20 protein-coding genes and 1 pseudogene are annotated in these 17,393 nt (G+C 64.8%); 7 read left to right on the forward strand and 14 right to left on the reverse strand.

What is annotated here, in order from left to right:
- Positions 1-2: 2 nt before the first annotated feature.
- The 6 genes from iscR to uvrB form a co-directional block, all read right to left on the reverse strand.
- Entirely contained in the window at positions 3-560 is a 558-nt protein-coding gene (gene iscR, locus CupriaWKF_RS10650) for a Fe-S cluster assembly transcriptional regulator IscR (protein WP_276097865.1), read from the reverse strand.
- Positions 561-677: 117 nt separating this feature from the next.
- Positions 678-1,169 (reverse strand): low molecular weight protein-tyrosine-phosphatase, encoded by a 492-nt coding sequence (locus tag CupriaWKF_RS10655; RefSeq protein WP_276097866.1) that lies wholly within the window; start codon positions 1,167-1,169, stop codon positions 678-680.
- 156 nt (positions 1,170-1,325) lie between these two features.
- The gene (locus CupriaWKF_RS10660) at positions 1,326-1,565 is read right to left on the reverse strand and encodes a hypothetical protein (protein ID WP_276097867.1); all 240 of its coding nucleotides are present in this window, start codon (positions 1,563-1,565) and stop codon (positions 1,326-1,328) included.
- A gap of 50 nt (positions 1,566-1,615) precedes the next feature.
- Positions 1,616-1,837 (reverse strand): hypothetical protein, encoded by a 222-nt coding sequence (locus CupriaWKF_RS10665; protein ID WP_276097868.1) that lies wholly within the window; start codon positions 1,835-1,837, stop codon positions 1,616-1,618.
- A gap of 17 nt (positions 1,838-1,854) precedes the next feature.
- Positions 1,855-2,154, reverse strand: a complete 300-nt coding sequence (locus CupriaWKF_RS10670; protein WP_276097869.1) for an antibiotic biosynthesis monooxygenase — start codon at positions 2,152-2,154, stop codon at positions 1,855-1,857.
- 72 nt (positions 2,155-2,226) lie between these two features.
- Complete coding sequence (uvrB, locus tag CupriaWKF_RS10675; RefSeq protein WP_276097870.1) at positions 2,227-4,314, reverse strand: excinuclease ABC subunit UvrB; 2,088 nt, start codon at positions 4,312-4,314, stop codon at positions 2,227-2,229.
- Positions 4,315-4,488: 174 nt separating this feature from the next.
- Between uvrB and CupriaWKF_RS10680 the strand changes: the two genes are divergently transcribed.
- Positions 4,489-5,685, forward strand: a complete 1,197-nt coding sequence (locus CupriaWKF_RS10680; RefSeq protein WP_276097871.1) for an amino acid aminotransferase — start codon at positions 4,489-4,491, stop codon at positions 5,683-5,685.
- A gap of 264 nt (positions 5,686-5,949) precedes the next feature.
- Positions 5,950-7,191 (forward strand): polyhydroxyalkanoate depolymerase, encoded by a 1,242-nt coding sequence (phaZ, locus tag CupriaWKF_RS10685; protein ID WP_276097872.1) that lies wholly within the window; start codon positions 5,950-5,952, stop codon positions 7,189-7,191.
- Positions 7,192-7,268: 77 nt separating this feature from the next.
- Here phaZ and CupriaWKF_RS10690 read toward each other — a convergent pair whose 3' ends face one another.
- Positions 7,269-7,901: a TetR/AcrR family transcriptional regulator gene (locus CupriaWKF_RS10690; RefSeq protein ID WP_276097873.1), complete on the reverse strand. Its 633-nt coding sequence runs from the start codon at positions 7,899-7,901 to the stop codon at positions 7,269-7,271.
- Between the two features lie 207 nt (positions 7,902-8,108).
- Here CupriaWKF_RS10690 and rsxB point away from each other — a divergent pair, with 207 nt between their 5' ends.
- Both rsxB and nth read left to right on the forward strand, forming a co-directional pair.
- Complete coding sequence (gene rsxB, locus CupriaWKF_RS10695; protein WP_276097874.1) at positions 8,109-8,855, forward strand: electron transport complex subunit RsxB; 747 nt, start codon at positions 8,109-8,111, stop codon at positions 8,853-8,855.
- Positions 8,852-9,496: an endonuclease III gene (gene nth, locus CupriaWKF_RS10700; RefSeq protein ID WP_276097875.1), complete on the forward strand. Its 645-nt coding sequence runs from the start codon at positions 8,852-8,854 to the stop codon at positions 9,494-9,496. Before rsxB ends, nth begins: the two co-directional genes overlap by 4 nt.
- 70 nt (positions 9,497-9,566) lie before the next feature.
- Here nth and CupriaWKF_RS10705 read toward each other — a convergent pair whose 3' ends face one another.
- Both CupriaWKF_RS10705 and CupriaWKF_RS10710 read right to left on the reverse strand, forming a co-directional pair.
- Positions 9,567-10,154, reverse strand: a complete 588-nt coding sequence (locus tag CupriaWKF_RS10705; protein ID WP_276097876.1) for a malonic semialdehyde reductase — start codon at positions 10,152-10,154, stop codon at positions 9,567-9,569.
- Positions 10,155-10,241: 87 nt separating this feature from the next.
- Positions 10,242-11,168: a DMT family transporter gene (locus tag CupriaWKF_RS10710; RefSeq protein WP_276097877.1), complete on the reverse strand. Its 927-nt coding sequence runs from the start codon at positions 11,166-11,168 to the stop codon at positions 10,242-10,244.
- 101 nt (positions 11,169-11,269) lie between these two features.
- Here CupriaWKF_RS10710 and CupriaWKF_RS10715 point away from each other — a divergent pair, with 101 nt between their 5' ends.
- A complete protein-coding gene (locus CupriaWKF_RS10715) occupies positions 11,270-11,701 on the forward strand; it encodes a DUF1841 family protein (protein ID WP_276097878.1) in 432 nt (143 codons plus the stop codon).
- A gap of 122 nt (positions 11,702-11,823) precedes the next feature.
- Positions 11,824-13,102 (forward strand): annotated as a pseudogene (locus CupriaWKF_RS10720) (phospholipase A).
- Here the strand turns inward: CupriaWKF_RS10720 and CupriaWKF_RS10725 are convergent.
- A complete protein-coding gene (locus tag CupriaWKF_RS10725; RefSeq protein ID WP_276097879.1) occupies positions 13,099-13,524 on the reverse strand; it encodes a thioredoxin family protein in 426 nt (141 codons plus the stop codon). The pseudogene CupriaWKF_RS10720 and the gene CupriaWKF_RS10725 overlap by 4 nt on opposite strands.
- Before the next feature lie 104 nt (positions 13,525-13,628).
- Complete coding sequence (gene grpE / locus CupriaWKF_RS10730; RefSeq protein ID WP_276097880.1) at positions 13,629-14,183, reverse strand: nucleotide exchange factor GrpE; 555 nt, start codon at positions 14,181-14,183, stop codon at positions 13,629-13,631.
- Positions 14,184-14,456: 273 nt separating this feature from the next.
- Between grpE and CupriaWKF_RS10735 the strand changes: the two genes are divergently transcribed.
- The gene (locus CupriaWKF_RS10735) at positions 14,457-14,621 is read left to right on the forward strand and encodes a hypothetical protein (RefSeq protein WP_276097881.1); all 165 of its coding nucleotides are present in this window, start codon (positions 14,457-14,459) and stop codon (positions 14,619-14,621) included.
- A gap of 72 nt (positions 14,622-14,693) precedes the next feature.
- Here CupriaWKF_RS10735 and CupriaWKF_RS10740 read toward each other — a convergent pair whose 3' ends face one another.
- The 3 genes from CupriaWKF_RS10740 to hrcA all read right to left on the reverse strand — a co-directional run bounded on the left by CupriaWKF_RS10740 (position 14,694) and on the right by hrcA (position 17,335).
- Complete coding sequence (locus tag CupriaWKF_RS10740; protein WP_276097882.1) at positions 14,694-15,089, reverse strand: RNA-binding S4 domain-containing protein; 396 nt, start codon at positions 15,087-15,089, stop codon at positions 14,694-14,696.
- Positions 15,086-16,201: a ferrochelatase gene (gene hemH / locus CupriaWKF_RS10745; RefSeq protein ID WP_276097883.1), complete on the reverse strand. Its 1,116-nt coding sequence runs from the start codon at positions 16,199-16,201 to the stop codon at positions 15,086-15,088. The genes CupriaWKF_RS10740 and hemH overlap by 4 nt, the downstream gene beginning before the upstream one ends.
- Positions 16,202-16,297: 96 nt before the next feature.
- Entirely contained in the window at positions 16,298-17,335 is a 1,038-nt protein-coding gene (gene hrcA / locus CupriaWKF_RS10750; protein WP_276097884.1) for a heat-inducible transcriptional repressor HrcA, read from the reverse strand.
- Positions 17,336-17,393 lie beyond the last annotated feature (58 nt).

Raw genomic sequence — 17,393 nt, forward strand, 5'->3', positions numbered from 1 at the left:
CTTCAGGACTGCGCCAGGCTGAAAACCGAATTCACCACCCGGGCGCGGACCGGCTTCTCGGCCTTGTCCGACTTGCCGCGCGCCGCGGGTGCCGCCTGCTGCACGGCAGCGTCTTCGCGCATGTCGTGCAGGACGGCTGGCTGCTTGGCGCGCTGCTGGTCCACGAGGTTCTTGAGGGAGACGGAATCGAGGTATTCGACCATCTTCTGGTTCAGCGTCGCCCACAGTTCGTGGGTCATGCAACGCCCGGAGCCGTCACCTCCGTTACAATTGCCCTTTCCACCGCACTGGGTGGCATCGAGCGGTTCGTCCACGGCGATGATGATGTCCGCCACGGTAACGTCTTCCGCCTTGCGCGCGAGGCTGTAGCCACCGCCGGGGCCACGCACGCTTTCGACGATTTCATGCCGGCGCAACTTGCCGAACAACTGTTCCAGGTAGGACAGCGAAATCTTCTGCCGCTGGCTGATGCCGGCGAGCGTGACGGGTCCCTGATCCTGGCGCATGGCCAGGTCGATCATCGCAGTTACCGCAAAGCGGCCTTTGGTGGTCAGTCTCATGATGCAGGGCTTAATACTTGATCGTTTCCGTCAAGTATAAAGTTACCCGACTATTTCAGTCAACTACCCTGCGGCACTGCATCAAATCTCAAGGCTTCCCATAGCCCGGTGCCGACCTCAGACAGCATCGTTGCGCAGGCGCTGGCGCAGCATCTCGACGATGCCATCGCACGCATCCTCCACATAGTCGAGCACGCGCTCGAAGCCATCGCCTTCGCCGTAGTACGGATCCGGCACTTCGTCCGCCTCGTGGCGGGTGGCGAAGCTCATCAGCAGCCGCAGTTGCGCCGCGTCGGCCTGCGGGCACAAGGCTGACAGCCGCTCAAGATTGTCCCGGTCCATCGCCAGCACAAGGTCGAAGCGCGAGAAATCGGGCAGGCCGACCTTGCGCGCCCGTAGCGCCGAAAGATCATAGCCGCGCCGCTGCGCGTGACGTTGCGTGCGCGCGTCCGGGGCCCGGCCGAGATGATACTCATGGGTACCCGCCGAATCGAGTTCCACCCGATCCGCGAGCCCTACCGCTGCCAGCTTGGCGCGCAAGACGCCCTCGGCTGTCGGCGAGCGGCAGATATTGCCCATGCAGCACATCAGGATGGCGTATTTCTTCATTGCGTTCTGATCGTCTGGATGGATGAAGGCGCCGCAGCAGGGCGGCCTCGCGCCGGAGCAGAACGCCGGCAGTGGGTACGGGCCGCACCGGGCGTTGTACGCGCGCGCCTGCCGGCGAAGGGCACGATTCCAGCGCCAGTGACCGGCGTCAACCCGCTAGAGCTGCTTCGCGAGCCGTTCCCCGTGCGCAAAGCCGGCGATCTCCGCGGCCTCACAAGATTTGTAGTGGTCGGTAATCAGGGATCTTTCGATCAGCGTCGTGGTCGCGCGGATATTGCAGCCGGCACGGCAGACCCGGACCGTGTATTCCCACTCGTGCTGCGAGCGGGGCCGCACCTGGACCTGCACTTCGTGGGTTTCATAGACCTTCTTCTTCCATTCGCCGATTTCGGCCATAACCGTCTCCAGCAATGATGGGCGTGCCGACGCCTTGCACGGTTCAGTGTTTAGTTGACCTCGCCGGCATCGATGGTGCGCATGGCGGCGGCTTCCGCCATGGCGACTGCAGCTTCGGGCGTTGGCGCCCTGCCAGCCAGCGCCTCGAATGTCGGACCGGAAGGCTCGCCGAAGGCATCGCCAATCCGGACCTGCGCGGCAAAGCCGCCACCCGCGTCCGGGATTGCACTGGCGACCACCATATAGCCGCCGTATTCGAATTGCCGTTCCATGTCGGGCTCCAGCGCGTTCACGGCAGCTTGGCTGCCAGGACTTCGATCTTCTGGATCGGCGGCGCACCCACGAACAAATCCGGCGCCCTGGCCACCAGCGCCGCCGCTACCTTGCCCGCCAGATGCGCATCGCGCGAAGCTTCGTCAGCGAATGCATCGAAGATGCCGAACCGCGATGGCCCCAGCCGCAGCGCAAACCAGGCCGTGGTGCCAGCCTCCTGCTCGACCAGCGGCAAGCCGTCGCGCAGGAACTGCTCCACCTCGGCTTCCTTGCCGGGCACGGCTTCAAGCGGCACCCACAGCGCTAGCTTGACCATGGCGCATCTCCCGATCTGGCGTGACGCTTTTCACTATAGGCCAGCGCGCGGCTGTGGCGCGCCGGGAAAGCCTTATGCCGGCGGCAGGGGCGCCTCTTCGCCGCCGGCGCCAAACAGTTGCGCCTTGAGCTTGGCGAGCTGGTCGCGCACCTGCGCCGCCTTTTCGAATTCCAGGTTCTTGGCGTGATCCATCATCAGCTTCTCGAGACGCTTGATTTCCTTGGATACCTGCTTCTCGCTCATGTCTTCGTAGCGCGCGCGCTCCTGCGCAGCGATCAGCTCGGCCTTGACCTCGCCCGCATCGTAGACGCCATCGATAATGTCCTTGATCCGCTTGACCACGCCACGCGGCGTAATGCCGTTGGCTTCGTTGAAGGCGATCTGCTTGGCGCGGCGCCGCTCGGTCTCATCGATGGCCCGGCGCATCGAATCGGTCATGCGGTCGGCGTACAGGATCGCCGTGCCGTTCACGTTGCGCGCCGCCCGGCCGATGGTCTGGATCAGAGAACGCTCGGCGCGCAGGAAACCTTCCTTGTCCGCGTCGAGGATGGCCACCAGCGACACTTCGGGGATATCCAGCCCCTCGCGCAGCAGGTTGATGCCCACCAGCACGTCGAAGGTGCCCAGACGCAGGTCGCGGATGATTTCCACGCGTTCCACGGTGTCGATGTCGGAGTGCAGATAACGCACCTTGACGCCATTTTCCGACAGGAACTCGGTCAGCTGCTCGGCCATGCGCTTGGTCAGCGTGGTCACCAGCACGCGCTCGCCGGCCTCTACGCGCAGGTGGATCTCCGATAGCAGGTCATCCACCTGGGTGCCGGCCGGACGCACGATGATGCTGGGGTCGACCAGCCCGGTCGGACGCACGACCTGTTCCACCACCTGCCCGGCATGCTCCTGCTCGAACTGGGCCGGCGTGGCGGAAACGAACATCACCTGGCGCATCTTGCGCTCGAACTCCCCGAACTTGAGCGGCCGGTTGTCCAGCGCGGACGGCAGCCGGAAGCCGTACTCGACCAGCGTGGTCTTGCGCGCGCGGTCGCCGTTGTACATGCCGTTGAGCTGGCCGATCAGCACGTGGGATTCGTCGAGGAACATCAGCGCGTCCGGCGGCAGGTAGTCGACCAGCGTCGGCGGCGGATCGCCGGGCCTGGCGCCCGACAGGTGGCGCGAGTAATTCTCGATGCCCTTGCAGAAGCCCAGCTCGGACAGCATTTCCAGGTCGAAGCGCGTGCGCTGCTCCAGCCGCTGGGCCTCGACCAGCTTGCCTTCCTTGTGGAAGAACTCGAGCCGTTCGCGCAGCTCGGACTTGATGTCCTCGATCGCGCGCAGCACCGTTTCGCGCGGCGTCACGTAGTGGCTGGACGGGTAGACCGTGAAGCGCGGGATCTTCTGGCGCACGCGGCCGGTAAGCGGATCGAAGAACTGCAGGGACTCGACTTCATCGTCGAACATCTCGAGCCGCACCGCCATTTCGGCGTGCTCGGCCGGGAAGATGTCGATGGTGTCGCCGCGCACCCGAAACGTGCCCCGCTGGAAATCGGTCTCGTTGCGCGTGTATTGCATGGCGATCAGCCGCGCGATCACATCGCGCTGGCTGACCTTGTCCCCTGCGCGCAGCGTCAGGATCATCTGGTGGTACTCGCTCGGGTTGCCGATACCGTAGATGGCCGACACCGTCGCCACGATCACCGTGTCGCGGCGTTCAAGCAGGCTCTTCGTGGCCGACAGGCGCATCTGCTCGATGTGCTCGTTGATCGAGGAATCCTTCTCGATGAACAGGTCGCGCTGCGGGACGTAGGCCTCGGGCTGGTAGTAATCGTAGTAGCTGACGAAATATTCGACCGCGTTTCGCGGGAAGAACTCGCGGAACTCGGAATACAGCTGCGCGGCGAGCGTCTTGTTGGGCGCGAAGACGATGGCCGGGCGCCCCATGCGGGCGATCACGTTGGCCATCGTGTAGGTTTTGCCCGAGCCGGTCACCCCCAGCAGCGTCTGGAACGAGAGGCCGTCGTCCACGCCCTCGACCAGTTGCCGGATCGCCTCGGGCTGGTCGCCGGCCGGCGGGAACGGCTGGTAGAGCTGGAACGGCGAGCCCGGAAAAGTGACGATTTTGTCTTCGTCCAGGGCCGGCGCGACTTCGGCGAGGTTTGACATAGGCGGCTAGGGGAAAAACCTGAGAAAAGGGGGCGGATACGCTAGAATCTTGGGGTTGCACAGCCCGCTTCAAGCCGTCAACGCCAGCAAGCAGGTCTGCCGCACGCCCCCCAGCGCAGTCCGAAGCATTCTACGCCTTCCCGTTTTCTTACATTGCCGACCACGAGAGTCCAAATGAGTTTGTTTTCTGCCGTCGAGATGGCCCCGCGCGACCCGATCCTGGGCCTGAATGAAGCCTTCAATGCCGACACCCGCGCCACCAAGGTGAACCTGGGCGTTGGCGTGTACTTCACCGACGAAGGGAAAATTCCCCTGCTGCGTGCCGTGCAGGAAGCGGAAAAGGCTCGCCTGACCACCGCCACCCCGCGCGGCTACCTGCCCATCGAGGGCATCGCCGCCTATGACCAGGCCGTGCAATCGCTGCTGTTCGGCAAGGAATCGCCGCTGATCACCGAAGGTCGTGTTGTGACGGCCCAGGCACTTGGGGGCACTGGCGCGCTGAAGATCGGCGCCGACTTCCTGAAGCGCCTGTACCCGGCCTCGAAGGTTGCCATCAGCGATCCGAGCTGGGAAAACCACCGTGCGCTGTTCGAATCGGCCGGCTTCGAAGTGGTGAACTACGCCTACTACGACGCCCCCAGCCACGGCCTGAACTTCGCCGGCATGCTGGAATCGTTGAAGTCGTATCCGGCCAACACCATCGTCGTGCTGCACGCTTGCTGCCACAACCCGACCGGCGTTGACCTGTCGGCCGACCAGTGGAAGGAAGTGGTCGCGCTGATCAAGGCGCGCAACCTGATCCCGTTCCTGGATATGGCCTACCAGGGCTTTGCCGACGGCATCGACCCGGACGGCGCGGCCGTGCGCCTGTTCGCCGATTCGGGCCTGCCCTTCTTCGTGTCGAGCTCGTTCTCGAAGAGCTTCTCGCTGTATGGCGAACGCGTCGGCGCCCTGTCGATCGTCACCACCAGCAAGGACGAAGCCCAGCGCGTGCTGTCGCAGGTCAAGCGCGTGATCCGCACCAACTACTCCAACCCGCCGACGCATGGCGGCACCGTGGTCGCCACCGTGCTGAACAGCCCCGAACTGCGCGCCATGTGGGAGCAGGAACTGGCCGAAATGCGCGACCGCATCAAGCTGATGCGCCACGCGCTGGTCGACAAGCTGGCCGCCAAGGGTGTGAAAACCGACTTCTCGTTCGTGAAGGCGCAGCGCGGCATGTTCTCGTACTCGGGTCTGAGCTCGGCTCAGGTGGACCGCCTGCGCAACGAGCACGGCATCTACGCCGTCGGCACGGGCCGCATCTGCGTGGCCGCGCTGAACAGCCGCAACATCGACGCCGTCGTCGACGCGATCGCGGCAGTGCTGTAAGCGCCGCAATTCCCGGAACTGTCGACACGCCGACAGCCCTGGCATGGTGCATGCGACAAAAAAAGGCAGCTACGGCTGCCTTTTTCTTTTTGTCATGCCATTTTGTCATGCGGAATTAAGGCCTTTGGGCTATTGTCTTTTCCCGTTGCCGCCGTACCTTAGGGTATATGCTGCAGGGCACGATCATGCGGTTGCGTGCATAATCGGCACGCAAGTCCACGATAGTGCCCCCTCCAGAAACACGTATTACCAGGCCAGACCGCCATGCTCTACCAACTGCATGAGTTCCAGCGTTCGATGCTGCACCCGCTGACCGCGTGGGCACAGGCGACCGCCAAGACCTTCACCAATCCCCTCAGCCCGTTGTCCCTGGTTCCCGGCGCACCCCGCCTGGCGGCCGGGTACGAACTGCTGTACAGGCTCGGCAAGGAATACGAGAAACCCGCGTTCGACATCAAGTCGGTGCGCTCGAACGGCCGCGAAATCCCGATCGTCGAACAGACCATCCTGGAAAAGCCGTTTTGCCGGCTGGTTCGCTTCAAACGCTATGCCGATGACCCGGACACCATCAAGCTGCTGAAGGACGAGCCCGTGGTCCTGGTGGCCGCGCCCCTGTCCGGCCACCATGCCACGCTGCTGCGCGATACCGTACGTACCTTGCTGCAGGACCACAAGGTCTACGTGACCGACTGGATCGATGCCCGCATGGTGCCGGCCGATCATGGTCCGTTCCACCTGGCGGACTATATCCACTACATTCAGGAGTTCATCCGCCATATCGGCGCGGAAAAGCTGCACGTCATTTCGGTGTGCCAGCCGACCGTGCCAGTGCTGGCGGCGATTTCGCTGATGGCCTCGGCCGGAGAGAAGACGCCGCGCACCATGACCATGATGGGTGGCCCTATCGATGCCCGCAAGAGCCCGACGGCGGTGAATTCCCTGGCGACCAACAAGTCGTTCGAGTGGTTCGAGAACAACGTCATCTACACCGTGCCGGCCAACTACCCCGGACACGGCCGCCGCGTCTATCCCGGCTTCCTGCAGCATGCCGGCTTCGTGGCCATGAATCCGGACCGCCACCTGTCGTCGCACTATGACTACTACCTGAGCCTGATCCAGGGCGATGCCGACGACGCGGAAGCTCACGTGCGCTTCTACGACGAGTACAATGCCGTGCTCGACATGGCGGCCGAATACTATCTCGACACCATCCGCGAAGTCTTCCAGGAGTTCAGGCTGGCCAATGGCACCTGGGCCATCGACGGCAATCTGGTGCGCCCGCAGGACATCAAGGGTACCGCGCTGCTGACGGTCGAAGGCGAGCTCGACGACATCTCCGGCGCCGGCCAGACCGCGGCGGCGCACGATCTGTGCGCGGGCATCGCAGAGACCGACAAGCACCACCTGTCGGCAACGAAGTGTGGTCACTACGGGATCTTCTCGGGCCGCCGCTGGCGCGAAGAAATCTACCCGCAGTTGCGCGACTTCATCCGCAAGTACCGGTAAACGGCCTGCCCCGCCATGCAAGAACGCCCGCAATCGCGGGCGTTTTTTTGTTCCGCGCCGCGGCGCCGGCCGGCACCTCAGCGCCGCAGGTAGCTCAGCAGCATCTCCGTGTGCAGCTCGGCGAACCGCTCGTGCTCGTCCTGCGAAGCCACGTCCCTGCCGATCACCGCACTGATCGTGTAGCGGTTCGACAGCACGTAGTAGCCCAGCGCCGAAATGGTCAGGTAAAACTGCGGGACATCAACGTTGTCGCGGAACAGCCCCTGTTGCTGGCCCCGGCGGATAAGGTCCGCCAGCACGTTGACGATCGGATTGACGAGCTGGTGCAGTTGCGCCGATTTCTTCAGATGGCGCGCCTCGTGCAGGTTCTCGCTGTTGACGAGCCGGATGAACTCCGGGTGCTGGTAGTACCAGTCCCAGACGAAGCGGGCCAGCGTGCGGACGCCGGCAACGGGATCGTCGTCAGTGATGTGCAGCCGTTCTTCGTCCGCGCGGAACTCGGCGTACTGCTTCTCCAGCACGGCAAGGAAGAGCCCTTCCTTGCTGCCGTAGTAGTAGTACAGCATGCGCTCATTGGTCTCCGCGCGGCGCGCGATCTGGTCGACGCGGGCGCCGGCCAGGCCGCCCTTGGCAAATTCCTCCGTGGCCGCCGCCAGGATGCGGCGGCGCGTGCCCTCTGGGTCCCGTTTGGTTCTGGTCTCGTTTGACATGGGTAAGGGTCGATGTTTGCGCGGATTATGGCACAGCCGCACAGGCTTCTGGCCAGCTGGCCGTCGCGCATGATGGCCGGTTCTGCGCGATCGCGAAATCGGGGATAATCCGTGCGGCACATGGCCCGCAGAGGCCGGCCCGCGGTTTTGCCGGCAGCCCGCCGTCCCCGCGAACGTTTCCCCTTGCCTGCCAATCTTGCTGTTGTCGTGAGTCCCGCCCATACCCTCGCAGACCGCCTTGAGGCGCTGCTGCCGCAAACCCAGTGCACCAAGTGCGGCTTCAACGGTTGCCGTCCGTACGCCGAAGCCATGGCCAGCGGCGAAGCCGCCTGCAACCGCTGCCCGCCCGGCGGCGCGGAAGGAATCCGCCGCCTGTCGGCAGCGTTGGGTACCGAACCGCTGCCGCTGGATCCGGAACGCGGCGTCGAGCAGCCGCGCGCCGTCGCCCGCATCGACGAAAGCCTGTGCATCGGCTGCACGCTGTGCATCCAGGCTTGCCCGGTCGACGCCATCGCGGGCGCGGCCAAGCAGATGCACACCATCATTCCGGACCTTTGTACCGGCTGCGATCTTTGCGTGCCGCCCTGCCCGGTGGACTGCATCGACATGGTGCCGGTCACCGGCGAGCGCACCGGCTGGGACGCCTGGACGCAGGAACAGGCTGACGCCGCTCACGCACGCTATCTCGCACGCAGGCAGCGGCTGGTGCGCGAACGCGAGGAGAACGACGCACGGCTCGCGGCCAAGGCGGCCGCCAAGCTGCAGGCCTTGCAGGCCGAGGCGGCGGACTCCGACGCCGAGCGCGCCGCGCAGGAACGCAAGCGCGCCATCATCCAGGCTGCCATCGAACGCGCGCGCCAGAAGCAGCAGGCCGCGGGCAGCGGCACCCCCGTCAAGGACACCGGCAACGCCGAAGACGGCAACAACGACAAACCCACCCCGCCAGAACGATGAACGCAGCCAAGTGCCGTGCGCTGTTCGAGACCCTGCGCGACGACAACCCCGCGCCGACCACCGAACTGGAATACAGCTCCCCGTTTGAACTGCTGATTGCCGTGCTGCTGTCGGCGCAGGCCACGGACGTCGGCGTGAACAAGGCCACGCGCAGGCTGTTCCCGGTTGCGCATACTCCGCAGCAGATGCTCGAACTCGGCGAGGAAGGGCTCATCGGGTACATCAAGACCATCGGCCTCTACAAGACCAAGGCGAAGCACGTGATCGAGACCTGCCGGATCCTGGTCGAGCAGCACGGCGGCAAGGTACCGCCGGATCGCGCCGCACTGGAGGCACTGCCCGGCGTGGGCCGCAAGACCGCCAACGTGGTGCTCAACACCGCGTTCGGCGAGCCGACCATCGCCGTCGACACGCATATCTTCCGCGTGGCCAACCGTACCGGACTTGCCCCGGGCAAGAACGTGCAGATCGTCGAGGACAAGCTGCTCAAGGTGGTGCCCAGGGAGTTCCTGCACGACGCCCATCACTGGCTGATCCTGCACGGCCGCTACGTGTGCAAGGCGCGCAAGCCCGAATGCTGGCACTGCGTGATCGAACCCCTGTGCGAGTTCCGCGACAAGACCGAGGCCCCGCGCGGCTGAGCCGGCCCAAAGCAAGAACAAAAAGACCCGCCAAGGCGGGTCTTTTTCATGGCGCGCGGGACGTGGCGTCTCAGACCACGCGGCAGGCCTCTTCGAATGACAGACGCGGCAGGCGCGGAAACAGCTTGTCGCCTTCGCCGTAGCCCAGGTTGCACAGGAAGTTGACTTCCCACTTGCCGTCGGGGAAGAACGCGGCGTTGATCTTGTCGGCATCGAAGCCGCCCATCGGGCCGCAGTCCAGGCCCATGGCGCGCGCGGCCAGGATGAAGTAGCCGCCTTGCAGCGAGCTGTTCATGAGCGCATCGCGGGCGATCTTGGCGTCGTTGCCGGCATACCACGAGCGGGCGTCGGCATGCGGGAACAGCTTCGGAAGCTGGTCATGGAAAGCCTTGTCGAAGGCGATGATGGCGGTAACCGGCGCGGAACGGGTCTTGTCCACGTTGCCGGCAGATACGCACTCGACCAAGCGGGCCTTTTCGGCAGCGCTCTTCACGAACACGATGCGCACCGGGCAGCTGTTGGCCGCGGTCGGGCCGAACTTCATGGCTTCATAGACCTGATGAAGCACGACGTCATCCACGTGACGATCCTGCCACACGTTGTGCGTGCGGGCTTCGGTGAACAACTGGGCCAGGGCTGCCTGATCGATCTGGGACATGCGCTCGTTCCTGTACTTTGGGTTATAGGGAGCGCGAATTGTACCGAAGGCCATTCAGCGCGAGTGCAGCCGCTTTGATCAGGAAATTCAATTCTCTTGCATCTTGGCCGGCGCACTCGCGCGACGGGTCAGCCACAGCACGCCTGCCAGGATCAGGCAGCCGCCAATGGCTTGCGCGCCGCTGATATGCTCCCCCAGCAGCACGGCGGCCAGCACCACCGTCACAACGGGCTCGAGCGTGGACAGCATGGACGCCTGTGCCGCGCCCAGCTTCTGCAAACCCGCAAAGAAAGTCAGGATCGCCAGCACCGTGGACAACAGCGCAATGCCGAGCATGGCGAGCCAGCCGCCGGCTGTCGCGGGAAACTGCGGCGGCACGCCGGCGCCAAGGCGCAGCACGCTGATCGTGCCGTAGACCAGCGCCGCGGCGGAACAGATCACCGTGGTGGTGGCAATCGCGTTGACGCCCGCGGTCACCCGCGCGCCGACGATGATGTAGACCGAATAGATCACGGCGGCGGCCAGCCCCAGCGCAATGCCGAGCGCACTGCCCTCCCCGCCGCCCACGGTCAGCCCGGCGCCCGCCGAGCACAGCACCAGGGCGATGACCGCGGCGGTCGTCAGGCGTTCCTTGAGGAAGATGGCCGCCAGGATGGTGACAAAGAGCGGATACAGGTAAAGCAGCAGGGCCACCAGGCTGGCCTGGGCATGGTTGAGCGCGCTGAAGAAGCAGAAGGACTGGCCGACGTAGCCGATGCCGCCCATGGCCGCCAGCGCCAGCACGCGCCGCCACGCAGGCAGCCGGATGCCGCGAGCACGCATCACGAACGCCAGCGCCACGGCCGCCAGTGCGAATCGCACGGTCAGCAGGCCATAGACATCGGCACCGGCCTGGTAGGCGAAGCGGGCGAAGATCGCCATGGCACCGAAGGCACTCGCCGACAAGGCGATCAGCAGCACGCCGGCGAACTTTTCGCGGGCGCGTTCGGAGACAGCGGGCGTGGAAACGGTCATGGAGAACGGTGGACGGCTGGCAAATTGGCCAATCCCGCATTCTAATGGCGCCGGCGCCACCAGCAGCAGGGCCCCGAGCGCTCGTTTACAATGGCGCCACCATGTTCAATCCGTCCCGTGAAGAAGTCCGCCGGTTCTTCTGCGATGCCTGGCAGAAGCAGCTTGCCGGCGGCGTCCTGACCCCGCTCGAAGCCATTGCCGTCGACTGGATCGGCGAGCATCCCGAATACCAGTCGTTGCTTGCCGATACCGAAGGTGCGCTGGCGCAGGACTTTGCGCCCGAAAAGGGCCAGACCAACCCGTTCCTGCACCTGTCGATGCACTTGTCGATTTCCGAGCAGGTGTCCATCGACCAGCCACCGGGCATCCGCCAGGCCTACGAAACGCTGGCACAGCGGCTGGATTCCCCGCACGAGGCGCAGCACCAGGTCATGGAATGCCTGGGCGAGATGCTGTGGCAGGCGCAACGCTCCGGGTTGCCACCCGATGGCACGCACTACGTGGACTGCGTGCGGCGCCGCGCGTCGCGCTGACACGCCGCAGGTCAAAACCGCCTGCGTACAATTCATCACAATCGCCGTCGGGTGCCATGGTAGGCTTGCGCGCATTGCCATCCGCCTGCGCCGAAGTCCAGCCGGACACGGCGCATCCCGATATGCCCCGAACGTTACGGCCCATACCCCGCAAGGCCGCTCATGCCGCGGCCTCGAAATGGAAGCGGTTTTGCCTCGTGCTCGCCTGCGCCTGGCCGCTGTCAGGCCAGGCCGCGGTTTCGATGCTGCAGCCGCCCCGCATCATCGACGGCGCCCAGCCACTCACGCTGACCCTGCTGATCAGCGCGGACACCGGAACGCGCCGATACGAGGTGCCCGACACGCTTGAGGTCACCGCCTCCGGCGATCTCCAGGCGCCCGTGAAACTTATCTTGCGGCGAGCGGATCCGGGCCCCGCCATCCTTTCCCTGCGCCAGGGCGAAAACCGGACCATCCGCTATGCCGCCGACCTGCCGCCGGCACTGCGCGGCACGATCCGCCTGGACGCCACGGGTATCGACGCTGCGCCGGTACTTGTCACGCTGAACCAGCAGGCCACGCCGAGCCAGCCCGCCGCGGCTCCGCTGGCTGCCGCCCCTGCCGCGCCAGCGCATGAGGTCCAGCCTGCCGACGCAACGGCACCGGTGGTCCCGGTCGCCTCGGCCGCCCGGCCGGCTCCGGCGCCGGCCGACCTGCGCGACAGCGCGCGCCTGTCGTTCAATGACCCGATGTACTTCATCGTCGGCGCGCACGACGGGGGCAACGCCAAGTTCCAGTTCAGCTTCAAATTCCGGATCTTCGAAGGCAAGGATCCGTCGTCACGGCGCCTGATCGACAACCTCTACTTCGCCTACACGCAGTTCTCGCTATGGGACCTGTCGCAGGATTCCAAGCCGTTCCGCGATACCAACTACCGGCCGAGCTTCTATTACTACCTGTCCGACACGGGCGTTCACAACGCGGCCATCAGCCGCCTGTCGCTGGCGACCGGCCTCGAGCATGAATCCAACGGACGCAGCGGCGACGAATCGCGCAGCATCAACACCGTCTTCTTCAAGCCGACCTTCTATTTCGGCGACCAGAACAACTGGCACTGGCGCGTCGCGCCCAAGCTGTACGCCTACCTGGAAAAAAGCGACAACCCACTACCGCGGCTACATGGACCTGGACCTGGCATATGGCAAGGCGGACTCCTGGGAGTTTGCTGCGACGGTGCGCAAAGGCACGCAAAGTTGGTACGGCAGCGTCGACGCCCGCGTGACCTATCCGCTTGCGCGACTGATTCCGGGCACCGCCGGATACCTGATGGCAGGTTATTTCGTCGGCTATGGGGAAAGCCTGCTGGACTACAACCATAAGCTTCCCTGGCAGTTCCGGCTGGGTTACGCGCTGTCGCGCTAGCCTGCCAGCGGCTTGCCTTCCGCCTTCAGGCGCGCGTTTGTCACCGCCGCGGCAAACTGGCCATGGCCGTGCCAGCCGGTGGCACGGCCGAGTTTCTTGCCGTTGTGGAAGAACATGAAGACCGGAATGCCGTGCAGGCCGAAGCGCTGCCCGAGTTCGGGGTGCGCATAGACATTGGCGTGCAACCAGTGCAGATCCAGCGCGAGGATCGGCTCGGGACTGGACAGCATGGCCTGCTTCGCCATTTCGCAGTTGAAACAGTCCACACCCCAGAAGAACACGCACACCAGCTTGTCGCCGGCCGCGGCAATGGCGGCATCGATCGAGGCGCCGTCCACCGGCTGCATCCCGAGCATGTCAAAAGCGCGATGGTCAAGGTGCGCGTCGGATCGTGGCGGGATACCGGCTGCTGCATCGCTCATGGCTTGCCTCCGTGAATGGCAAGACGCCCCGGGCCAGACTGGCGCCGGGGCGTCGAGGGTCGTATCGGCGGGCACAGCCGTTCGGCCCCGCCCGCGATCACCGCTTACTTGGGTGCCGAAACCGTCACCAGCGCCGGGCGCAGCACGCGATCCGCGATCATATAACCGCGCTGCAGCACCGTCACGACGGTATTGGCCTCCTGCTCGGACGGCACCATCGAGATGGCCTGGTGGCGGTGCGGGTCGAACTTGTCGCCGACCGGGTTCAGTTCCACGATCTTGCCGCGCTCGAACGCAGCGGCCAGCTGGCGCGCCGTCAACTCGACGCCTTCGCGCAGCTTGGCAATATCGCCCGAGCCATCCGCCAGGGCGGCCTGCAGGCTGTCCATCACGGGCAGCAGGTTGTCGGCGAAATTCTCGATGGCGAACTTGTGCGCCTTGGACACATCCTCCTGCGCGCGGCGGCGGATGTTCTCGCTTTCCGCGACGGAGCGCACGTACATGTCGTAGTGCTCGCGCGCCTTGGCTTCCAGCGCGGCAAGCTGCGCCGCCACGTCATCCACGGCGGCGCTCTCCGGCGCGGCGGTCGCGGCATTGGCAGCCGCTTCGGCGGCGGGCTCAGGCGTCGGGGTGGTTGGCGTCTGCTTCTGTTCTTCCATGTCGATCCGTATCAATGCATTGTCGCGGCCATCCGGTTCGGGCCGCGGTGGTTAAATCGGCGTGTGTCCCGCTGATCTGGTGGCAACCCGCCATTTTTCAAGAGTGGTTGCAAAGAGACCCCGAAACACACCGTTACAAACGCCCCCTTTATGCAATCGACCGCTTATTGATTTGTTGCAGTGCAATCACTAAGATTCTTATCAAGAAAAATGACAAAAATACCGAGGGGACTGGAGTTGGATCACATTTGTGCCTCTTCCGAAAGGTTGGCCATGCACAAGCTGCCCATCGTGACGCTCTGCCTGCTTGCCGCGCTGTCCGTGATGACAGTATTCATCTGCCTGTCCGGCGCCCTGACGCCGCGTGATACCGAGTATGGCAGCGGCAAGGCCGTCTTCAAGCATTACCTCGTCCAATACGTCAACGTCAACCAGTAGGACCACGCTGGCTGACGTTGATCGTTCAACGCGGCCGTACCGGCGCTTGCCGGTACGGCCGCGTTGTCGCATTCAACCCCGAAAATCGTCAATGCGCCGCCGGTCCCGCTTGGTGGGCCGGCCCTGCAACTGCGATGCCGGCTCCGGCTGGTAGCGCCGCTGCTCCATTTCGGCATGACGGCGTGCCTGGCTGTCCTCGGTTTCCGCGTAAAGCGTCTGTGCCACCGGCGCCGGCCCGCGCGCCTGGGCAATGCCTTTCACCACCAGTTCCCAGCGCTGCTGGTGGGCTTCCAGCACGACCCTGTCGCCGGGCCGGACCTCGCGCGAGTTCTTGCACGGCTGGCCGTTCACCGTTACCTTGCCACGCTCGACGGCTTCGGCCGCCAGTGAGCGCGTCTTGAAGAAACGCGCGCACCAGAGCCACTTGTCGATGCGCAGGCGCGCATCCGGCTCGAAACTGACATTCATGCTGCGGCTCCCCGGGTCTGCGCGCGACTGCGGCGCGCTTCGAGTTCATGCGGATGCGGCATGTTCAGCGGCCAGCCCTGCAAATGCTGCAGCGCGATTTCCGCCATTGCCGCGATCCAGGGCTGTGCATCGTTCATGCACGGGATGAAATGGAACTGCTTGCCGCCCGCCACCATGAATTCGGTCTGCCCTTCCATGGCAATTTCTTCCAGGGTCTCGATGCAGTCGGCGGGAAAGCCCGGACAGAACACGTCGACCCGGCCGGCGCCGACCTTGCCCAGTTCCGCCAGCGTGGGCGCCGTATAGGGCTGAAGCCATTCGGCCTTGCCGAAACGAGACTGGAACGTTACTTGATATTGACCCGGCTGCAGGCCCAGCGCATCACCGAGCAGGCGTCCTGTCTTGAGGCACTCGCAATGATAGGGATCGCCCAGTTCCAGCGTGCGGCGCGGCACGCCGTGGAAGGACAGGATCAGCTTGTCGCCGCGCGCAAAATCCGGCATGCCGTGCTGGGCCCAGTACGCGCCGACCTGCTGGTGCAGCGCCGAAATATAGGCCGGATGGTCATGGAAATGCTTCACGAATCGAAGCTCGGGCTGGTTGCGCCACTGGCCGAGCACGCGGAACACCTCGTCGAACGCGGTGGCCGTGGTAGTGCCGGAGTATTGTGGATACATCGGCAGCACCAGCACCTGTTCCGTGCCCTGGCGGCGCAGCGCCTCCAGCACGGACTCGACCGAAGGATTGCCGTAGCGCATCGCGCAGGCGACCGTGACCTCGTAGCCCTGCTGGTTGAGCAGGCGCTGCAGCGCGTGCGCCTGGCGCTCGCTGTATACAAGGAGCGGCGATCCCGTCATATGCGCCTCCCGCAGCCAGATCGACTCGTATTTGAGGGCCGAGGCGCGCGAGCGCAGCGGCAGGATCACGCCATGCAGCAGCGGCAGCCAGGCCAGGCGCGGGATCTCGACCACGCGCGGGTCCGAGAGGAACGCCTTCAGGTAGCGCCCCACCGCCTTCGGGGTCGGCGCATCGGGCGTGCCCAGGTTGACCAGCAGGATGGCCGTGCGCGGCGCCTGGCCGTGCTGGTAGGCCGGTTCGGGAGAAAACGTCATGTCGCTTCCGATGTGGCCGGGCGGCCGGATGCCGCCGGGCGGTGGAAATGGGGACACAAAATGGGGACGCAGACTGTGTGACCCGTCGGACGGGCCCTAGTTCTGGCTCAGTGCGCTCGACAGCAGCCGTGCCGTGATATCGACGATCGGGATCACCCGCTCGTAGGCCATGCGGGTCGGTCCGATCACGCCCAGCGTGCCGACGATCTGGCCGTCCACCTCGTACGGCGCGGTGATCACGGCCATGTCTTCGAGCGGCACCAGCTGGCTTTCGCCGCCGATGAAGATCTGCACCCCCTGCGCATGGCTGGACACGTCCAGCAGCTGGAGCAGGCTGGTCTTGTGCTCGAACATGTCGAACAGCCGCCGCAGCTTGTCCATGCTGGAAGCCAGGTCCTCGACTTCCAGCAGCTTGCGCTCGCCGCTGATGAAGACGTGGTCGTCCTCTTCCTCCATGGCGCTGCTGCCGGCCTCGACGGCCGCCTGCATCAATTGCGACATGTCGCGCCGCAGGTCCCTCAGCTCCACGCGCAAATGGTCGCGCACCGCATCGAAACTCATGCCGCCGTAGTGCGCGTTGAAGAAGTTCGCTGCTTCGATGAGCTGCGCGGGGGTGTATGGCAGCTCCGTCTGGATGATCCGGTTCTGCACATCGCCCTCGGGGCTGACGATGATCAGCAGGATGCGCTTGTCCGACAGCCGCATGAATTCGATCTGCCGGAACGACTGCGCGCGCCGCGGCGTCATCACCACGCCGGCGAAATGCGAGAGGTTGGACAAGGTCCGCGCGGCCGCCGTGATCATGCGCTGGGGGCCGAGCTGCTGGCCGCCGAGCTGCCCCTGGATCTGGCCGGCCAGCTCCGTCATTTCCACGCCGCCGCGCTCGATCGGCTGGACGGTCAGCATAGTGTCGACGAACAGGCGATACCCTCGCGGCGTGGGAATCCGTCCCGCCGACGTGTGCGGACTGGAGATGAAGCCCATCTCCTCCAGATCGGACATCACATTGCGGATGGTGGCCGGCGACAGGTCCAGCCCGGAATACCTGGACAAGGTCCGGGAGCCGACCGGCTGCCCTTCGGCAATGTAGCGCTCAATCAGGGTCTTGAGCAGCGTTTTCGAACGTTCATCCATGATGCCCCGATTTTACGCAAGTTTTACCGCTTCGGGCGCCTGGCAGGCCCGCCGCACA

This window comes from Cupriavidus sp. WKF15, assembly GCF_029278605.1.
GTDB lineage: Bacteria > Pseudomonadota > Gammaproteobacteria > Burkholderiales > Burkholderiaceae > Cupriavidus.